6 protein-coding genes are annotated in these 7,995 nt (G+C 61.6%); 3 read left to right on the top strand and 3 right to left on the bottom strand.

Going from position 1 to position 7,995, the window contains the following annotated elements:
• A partial coding sequence (locus Uis1B_RS09155) for a helix-turn-helix domain-containing protein (RefSeq protein WP_133124907.1) occupies window positions 1-263 on the bottom strand: 263 nt, incomplete at its 3' end.
• Between the two features lie 303 nt (window positions 264-566).
• Here Uis1B_RS09155 and Uis1B_RS09150 point away from each other — a divergent pair.
• Window positions 567-1,196: a TetR/AcrR family transcriptional regulator gene (locus Uis1B_RS09150; RefSeq protein ID WP_101617636.1), complete on the top strand. Its 630-nt coding sequence runs from the start codon at window positions 567-569 to the stop codon at window positions 1,194-1,196.
• Between the two features lie 131 nt (window positions 1,197-1,327).
• Here Uis1B_RS09150 and Uis1B_RS09145 read toward each other — a convergent pair whose 3' ends face one another.
• Together Uis1B_RS09145 and Uis1B_RS09140 are read right to left on the bottom strand one after the other, a co-directional pair.
• A complete protein-coding gene (locus tag Uis1B_RS09145) occupies window positions 1,328-2,872 on the bottom strand; it encodes an alpha-N-arabinofuranosidase (protein ID WP_101617635.1) in 1,545 nt (514 codons plus the stop codon).
• Window positions 2,873-2,881: 9 nt separating this feature from the next.
• Window positions 2,882-4,171 carry an MFS transporter gene (locus Uis1B_RS09140; RefSeq protein ID WP_341476255.1) on the bottom strand — a complete coding sequence of 430 codons (1,290 nt, stop codon included), beginning with the start codon at window positions 4,169-4,171 and terminating at the stop codon, window positions 2,882-2,884.
• A 228-nt stretch (window positions 4,172-4,399) separates the two neighbouring features.
• On the opposite strand from Uis1B_RS09140, the gene Uis1B_RS09135 reads away from it, so the two are divergent.
• Entirely contained in the window at window positions 4,400-5,152 is a 753-nt protein-coding gene (locus Uis1B_RS09135; protein WP_101617631.1) for a TetR/AcrR family transcriptional regulator, read from the top strand.
• Window positions 5,153-5,648: 496 nt separating this feature from the next.
• Window positions 5,649-7,787 (top strand): beta-galactosidase, encoded by a 2,139-nt coding sequence (locus Uis1B_RS09130; RefSeq protein WP_101617629.1) that lies wholly within the window; start codon window positions 5,649-5,651, stop codon window positions 7,785-7,787.
• Window positions 7,788-7,995: the final 208 nt, after the last annotated feature.

The raw sequence follows: 7,995 nt of genomic DNA, 5'->3' as shown, positions 1-7,995 counted from the left end.
TCGGCCTTGCGCTGCGCGGTCAGGGCCGAGTAGAACGGGCGCGCGGTCCATGCGCCCGTCTTCAGGCGTTTCGGCCTGTACGGACGGTAGGAGTCGTTCTCGTTGGACGCGAACCACAGGCCGCGCCTCAGCTCGCGGCTGACCGTGGACTTGTCCCGGCCGATCCTCAGGGCGATCTGGCGCACGCCGAGCCCCTCTCGGTTCCTCAGTTCGTCGATCCGGACTCGTTCCTCGGCCGACAGGTGGGAATACACTTTCGTCATGGGCGCAGCACTTTCTCTTCGGTTGTGGACTTGAACACTTCCAACCTTAGACAGGTGTTGCGCTTCTATTTAGAACCCGGGTAAAAAGAGTGAATTGAAAGCGCTCAACATCGAACATCAAACGGCTCTGAAATCGGCGAGTCGCACACGTAAGCGGAAAAACGCACAACAATCAGTTCACTCTTTTATGCCGTCGAAAAAGAGTGGACAAAAAATCGGTGACGTGCGCCGATCGGAGTGGCAGGTACGGCAAACGACCGGGACGTCGATTATGGAACGATCGGTATATATACAATGTTCCGTATGGCACTTACGGGGAAGAAGAAGATTCGCAAAATGCCGGATGAGCGTAGGCGGGAGATCACCGAGGCGGCGGCCCGACTGATCAGCGAACGAGGGTTCAATGGCATTTCGCTCAAGGACGTGGCCGACGAAGTGGGGATGAGCCAGCCCGGTCTGCTGCATTACATCGGCAACAAGGACGGTCTGCTGTCGTTGCTGATCACCGACATCTACGATACGAGCGGCACGCCGGACGATTTTCTCAGATCCGGTCTGCCGGGCAGCGATCCGGAGGCGCCGCTGTTCCCGGCGTATCTGCGGTTCCTGGTGCGGCATAACGCGCAGCGTCGGCAGATGGTGCAGCTGTATATGGTGCTGGAGGCCGAGGCGTTCAATCCGGAGCATCCGCTGAACGAATACTTCCTGAACAGGCCTATGGAGGTGTGGCTGCACTATTCGAAGTATCCGTGGAAGCTCCCGCCCGGCGTGGAATGGGACGTGCACATGCAGGCCATCGTGCGCATGGTGATCGAGGCGATGGATGGCATACAGCTGCGATGGCTGCGCCAGCCGCCCATCGACTACTACGACGAATGGCTGGCGTTCGAACGGGTGCTGTTCCCCTCACCGGTGTGGGACGGGTATCGGTAAAGGAAATCCTTTTCTTGCCTTCCCCTACAAGGGGAAGGTGGCCGGCGGAGCCGGTCGGATGAGGTGCACGACGAAGTCTGGGGCGGGGTGGACGCAAAGCCGTCCCTCCCCGCCCCAAGATGCTCTGATATTCAGAGTGCGACCGTCAGCGTGCTCACCGAAGCGGCGGGCAGCAAGACGGTGATCTCGGTGCCGTCGGCCGAACCCTTGATCGTGCCGGAGGCCTCGACGTCCACTCGGCGGGCGCGGATGAGATCCGGCCGGTCGGCGGTGTTGCAATCATGCGGGTCATCGGACGCCAGCGTGGTCATCGACTCCACCTCGGCGGCGGAGGGGAACCGCAGCGAGACCTCGGCGGCATCGTTCATATGCGCGTTGGTCAGGTTCACGGTCAGCTTCCCGTCGTCGGACTTCGACGCGAACACGTACACCTGCTCGTCGGCGGAATCCTGCCGCGGCACGTCAAGCGCCACGGCATTGCGATGGGCCTTGTACATCATGAACACGTCGTAGTTCGGCGTGAGCACGGTTTCGTCTCCGAACGTGAGCACCAGCGAGTTGAGCACGTTGATGGTCTGGGCGTTGCAGGCCATCGAAACCTTGTCGCAGTTGCGCTGCAGCAGGTCGAGCGTGAGCGCGGTGGTGATCGCGTCGCGCATGGTCACCTGCTGCTTCAGGGCCGGTCGGGCGAAGAACGCCGGCTTATGCCAGTTGCCCCACTCGCCGATGATCAGGTCCACATGCTCCAGCCTGGAGTCCATGGCCACCTCCGGCTCGTGGATCAGCGCCAGTCCGTCGTTCATGAGCCGCCACTGGTCGCGCAGAATGTCCTCCAGCTCGAGGCATCCCTCGATCACCGTGTTCCATCCCGCCTCGTCGAACTCGGTGGGGGTGTCGGCGTCGTTGTCCACATTCCAGTTGTAGAAATGCAGATCGTAGCCGTTGATCGGCGGCTGACGATACTCGGCCAGCTTGCGGAAGAACTCCTCCGTCCATGCCACGCGTTCGCGCGGCTTGTTGCCGTCCGGTCCGCAGGCGATGGCGTACATCGGCGAGGGGGCGAACACGTCGGTGGTGAACTTCGGCATGGCCGAGGCGAAGCGGCGATACTCGTCCATGTAGGTGGACGGGGTCATGGTGCCGCCGCCTGCCCATACCTCGTTGCCGATGCCCCAGTACTTCACGCCGTAGGGCTTTTCGTGGCCGTTCGCAGCGCGCTGACGGGCCAGATCGGTGGGCTGCTCGCGGTTGCAGTACTCCATCCAGTCCTTCATTTCGGCCACGGTGCCGGAGAGCATGTTGATGTTGATCCACGGTTCGGCGCCGAGCATCTCGCACAGCCGCAGGAACTCATCGGTGCCGAAGCTGTGGTCGTCGAGCTCATAGGTGGCGAAGTTCTCGTTGAACGTGGTCTTCCGCTTGGACTGCGGGCCAACGCCGTCACGCCAGTGGTAGGTGTCGGCGTAGCAGCCGCCGGGCCAGCGGATCAGCGGCGGCTCCAGCGCGCGAAGGGCGTCGAGCGTGGCCTTGCGGTAGCCGCCCTCGTTTTCGATCGGGGAGTCCTCGCCGACCCACAGTCCCTCGTCGATGCATTCGCCGAGGAATTCGATGAACTGCCCGTGCAGCTTGGGGTCGATGCGGCCGATAACGCGATTCGGATCGATGACGATGCTCATGGAAGCTCCTTACTTCACCTTCTTGATCAGCATGATGAAGATGCAGGCGATGACGACCATCACGATGGCGGTGGGGAACACCATACCATAGGAGCCGGTGTTGACCACGATGGCGGAGGTGACGATCGGGCCGACCATCTGGCCGAGGGTGGTGGCGATGTTCAGGATACCCAGATCCTTGCCGGCCTCCTCCTCGTTCGGCAGCACGTCGACGTTCAGGGCCTGATCGACGGAGCCGTACATGCCGTAGCCGAAGCCGCCGATGGCGGAGAAGAGGATCATGCCCATCGGGCTGTGCATGAGCCACGGCAGGGCGTAGCCGACGGCGAGCAGCAGGCTGGCGATGACCACGGGCACCTTGCGGCGGCCGATCTTGTCGGAGATCGGCCCGGCGGAGAGGGCGGAGATCAGGGAGACGACCATCAGCACGATGCTCATGGTGGAGATCGTGACGGCGGAGTCCTCGGTGGACTGGCCGATGTAGTCCTGCAGGATGTACAGCTGGTAGTTGAGGATCATGTAGTAGCTGAACAGCAGCAGGGAGCGGCCGACGAACGCCAGCCAGAAGTCGCGGGCGCCCTTGATCGGCGGGCGGAAGGAGGCGATCAGGCTGCCGAAGTCGGCTTCGACGGGGGCCATGTCCTTGCTGGACTTCTCCTTCGGCCAGCAGATCACGGCGGCGACGCCGGAGATGCCCATCACGACGCCGGCGACGATGAAGCCGGGCAGCTGCATGGTGATGAACTGCGCGCCGACGATCTGCCCGAGGGCGGAGCCGAACAGGGTTCCGGCGGAGATGAAGGCGCTCATGGTGCCGCGCATGTCTTCGGGTACGCGGTCGGAGAGGGAAGCGATGATCGGGGCGATCATCATGTTCAGGCCGACCATGGAGACGCAGTAGCTGATGCCGATGGTGGTGCCGTCGGGCAGGATGCCGATGAGGAACAGCGAGATGCCGGCGATGATGCCGCCGGAGGCGATCCACGGGGTACGGCGGCCGAAGATCGAGCGGGTGCGGTCGGAGAGGTTGCCGACGATGAGGTTGGAGATCAGCGAGGCCAGTGCGGTGGCGGAGTTGAGCACGCCGAAGATGGCTTCCTTGCTGTCGGGGGCGATGTCGGTGAGTCGCTGGGGCAGCAGCACCGCCGCGACGACCTGAAGGGCGAGCATCCAGCAGAACGAGAAGATGAAGAATGCGATGCAGAATCGCATCTTGTGAACCTTGGAAAGCGCCGTCGCGGGAACGGACGGTTGTGCCTGAGACATGGTGATCTCCTTTGTATCTCTTCTTTCGGTCACTGCGGCCGCGCAGCATTGCCGGGCCGGAGTAGACGATCGGTCGCCGGGAAGGAAGGATCGGCGACGATCGTGTTGCGGTGAAAAGCCGTTCCTTGGCTTTTCGTGGTCTTATCTTATATCTTTAAAATATAAAATAAGAACACGGCGTGTCTTGTTGAAATCCAACGGTTTCGCAGGTGAGGGGCGTCGGTGGTAGTCTTCTTGGATGAACAGTAAGGGGGATATCCAATGGCAATCAGCAAATCGATGTTCCGGCCGATCAATCGTCGCCGGAGACTGTCCCCCGAGGCTCGTCGTGCGCAGATCGCCGAGGCCGCGGCCGATCTGATCGCCCGATACGGATCCTATGGATTCTCGATGCAGACCCTGGCCGATGCGGTTGGTCTCACCGTTCCCGGTCTTGCCCACTACATCAAGACCCGCGAGGAACTGCTGACACTGGTGATCGCCCGATACTACGACGCCTCCGGCATCGTGCCCGAATACGTCATCGCCGAACGTGCAGGTGCGGCGGGCTCCGCGAACGATGGAGATTCCGGTAGTAAAGGGGGTGTCGCGGAGGGTGGCGGCGCTGAGCCGGCGACCTCCCACGATTCGACCGACGTGCATTCTACGGTGGAGGGGCTGCTGAATTATCCGGCCTCGATGCGGCGGCTCGTGGAAAGCAACGCCAAGCGCCCGCAGATGGTGAATCTGTTCATGCGGCTGGCCATCGAGGCCGCCGACCCGACTCATCCGGCGCACGAACTGTACGCGCATCGGCATCGCAAGGTGCTCGACGACATGATGGCCAAACCGTGGAATCTACCGCCGCAATATCGGGATCCGGAAGCCAAGCATGACCTGTTCGTCACGGTGTTCTTCGCAATGGACGGCGTGCAGGAGCAGGCGCTCACCAATCCCGACGAATCGATGCTCGACCTGTGGGCGCACGCCGAGCGGATTCTGTTCCCCTCGCCGACGTGGGACGGATATCGGTAGGGAGCCCTTTTCTTGGCTTCCCCTTGTAGGGGAAGCTGGCAGCCGTAGGCTGACTGATGAGATGGAGTTGGCAATGGTGTCTTCCTGAATCCACCTCATCAGTCTCGTTGCACTCGACAGCTTCCCCTCACAGGGGAAGCCCGCGGCCGTGGGCCGTCCGCTCTTGCGGGGAAGGTGGCCGGCGGAGCCGGTCGGATGAGGTGGTTGGGGCAAGGCATCGATAAGCGGGGCAAAGCGCGGTCACCAATTATTATCTAACAAATAATCTATTTGGAAATTTACGGATTCGCGCATCCTTAACCCTTCAAAATCCTTGAATTATCAAGGATTTTAGTCTCGGCACACTGTACTTTCCGACGCGTCGCCGTATTGACAGATATGGCAATTGTATTTTATTATCTAACTATCTAACTGTTATTTGATTTCCTCTGATCGACTCGTCGATTATCGACCAACCGATCATCGACAGTCAGACGAACGACTCGAAGGAGAGCTGATGGGCAAGAACACCGTTGATCGCATTCTGTTCGGCGCCGCCTACTACGACGAATACATGCCGAAGTCCCTCGACCGCATCGACACCGACATGCAGCTGATGAAGAAGGCCGGCATCAACGTGATCCGCATCGCCGAATCGACGTGGAGCACCTGTGAGCCCCAGCCCGGCGAATTCGACTTCACCCATGTGGACCGCGCCCTTGATGCCGCCGACAGGGCCGGCATCGCGGTGATCGTGGGCACCCCCACCTATGCCGTGCCCACATGGCTGGTGAAGATGCATCCGGACGTGCTGGCCGTCACCCCCAACGGCCCTGGCAAGTACGGCGCCCGGCAGATCATGGACATCGTCAATCCCGCCTACCGATTCTACGGTGAGCGTGTGATCCGCCGACTGATCTCCCATGTGGCCAACCACCCTTCGGTCATCGGATATCAGGTGGACAACGAAACCAAGTACTACGATTCCTGCTCCCCCGATATGCAGACGCTGTTCGTCAAGTATCTGCGGGAGAAATTCGACGACGATCTCACCGAGCTCAACAATCATTTCGGCCTCGACTACTGGTCGAACCGCATCAACTCCTGGGAGGACTTCCCCGACGTCACCGGGTCGATCAACCAGTCGCTGCGCGGCGAATTCGACCGGTTCCGCCGCACCCAGGTCGCCGAATTCCTCGCCTGGCAGGCCGACATCGTCCGCGAATACGCGCTCGACGATCAGTTCGTGACCCAGAACTTCGATTTCGAATGGCGCGGATACTCCTACGGCGTGCAGCCGGCCGTGAATCATTTCGAGGCGCAGGCCGCGGTCGACATCGCCGGAATCGACATCTACCATCCCACCGAGGATGATCTCACCGGCAAGGAGATCGCGTTCGGCGGCGACATGACCCGATCGATCAAGGATGGCGCCAACTACATCGTGCTGGAAACCGAGGCGCAGGGTCAGCACGGGTGGCTGCCGTTCCCGGGTCAGCTGCGGTTGCAGGCCTACTCCCACCTTGCCGGGGGTGCCGACGGTGTGATGTACTGGCACTGGCATTCGATCCACAACGCCTTCGAAACGTACTGGAAGGGCCTTCTCTCCCACGATCTGGAACCGAATCCCACGTATGAGGAGGCGGGCGTGTTCGGCCGCGAGGTGGCGGCTCCCGAAATCGGCGGACGGCTGCGTCATCTGAAGAAGCGCAACCGCGTGGCGATCATGGTGAACAACGAGTCGCTGAGCGCCTTGGAATGGTTCCGCATCGACAGCGGATTCCCCACCGGCACCGGGCCGAACTACAACGACGTCGTGCGCCGCGTGTACGACGCGCTGTTCGAGCTCAACGTGGAATGCGACTTCATCCCCGTCGACGCCCCGGCCCGCAAGCTCGCCCAGTACGGCATGATCGTGACGCCGGCGCTGTACTGCGTACCGGAATCCACGCTGGCCGCCCTGCGCGGATTCGTGGAGGCAGGCGGCCATCTGGTCTCCACGTTGCGCTCGTTCGTCACGGACGACGAGGTGACCGTGTGGCACGACCGCGCCCCGCACATGCTCACCGACGTGTTCGGCCTCACCTACAACCAGTTCACCCGTCCGAAGAACGTGGGGCTTTCGTTTGCCGAGGGGCTCGCGGATTCCGCCGCGTCGGCCGGGGAGGACATCTCCGGGGCGCAGTCCGACGTGCTGATCGAACTGCTCAAGCCCGCCGATGGCACCGAGGTGCTGGCCTCCTACGATCACTATGCGTGGAAGGATTACGCGGCTGTCACCCGTCATGGGTTCGGTTCCGGTTCGGCCGAGTGGATCGGCACGCTGCTCGATCCCACTGTGATGAAGGCCGTGCTGCGCGAGGCCGTGGATCATGCCGGAATCGAGTCGGTGGGTCGCAGGCTCGCCGGTCAGGTCACCGTGCGGCAGGGCGTGAACGAACGCGGTGAGACCGTGACCTATCTGCTCAACTACTCCCCCGAGTCCGTGTCGATCTCCAGCCCGGTTGCCGGCGAGGTCGTGGTGGGCGGCAGAAGCATCGTCACCGAGGGCACCGCCGTCGACGATCTGACCGTCGGACCGGCCGCTGGCACCAAGATCGAAGTCGGCAACGCCATGACCATCGGACCGTGGAATCTGGTGGTGATCGCCGGCTGAGCCGATCGTTCGGCTGACGTGATTCCGATCCGCGGTGACTCCCGTCCGAGGTGACTGTCCGGCCCGCGGACCTGAATCCGTATGAAGAACCCGGATCCCGATTCGTCCTTCCAATCGGGATCCGTTTTTGTATTGGGGAATGATCGATATCGAGTTAGTGTTCTGTAAGATTTATGCCGGTGATGGTGCTGATTGGCTGACGGATGGT

This window comes from Bifidobacterium margollesii, from assembly GCF_002860355.1.
Classification (GTDB): domain Bacteria; phylum Actinomycetota; class Actinomycetes; order Actinomycetales; family Bifidobacteriaceae; genus Galliscardovia; species Galliscardovia margollesii.
Note: the sequence above shows the minus strand (reverse complement) of the source record. Positions and strands in the feature narration are given on the sequence as shown.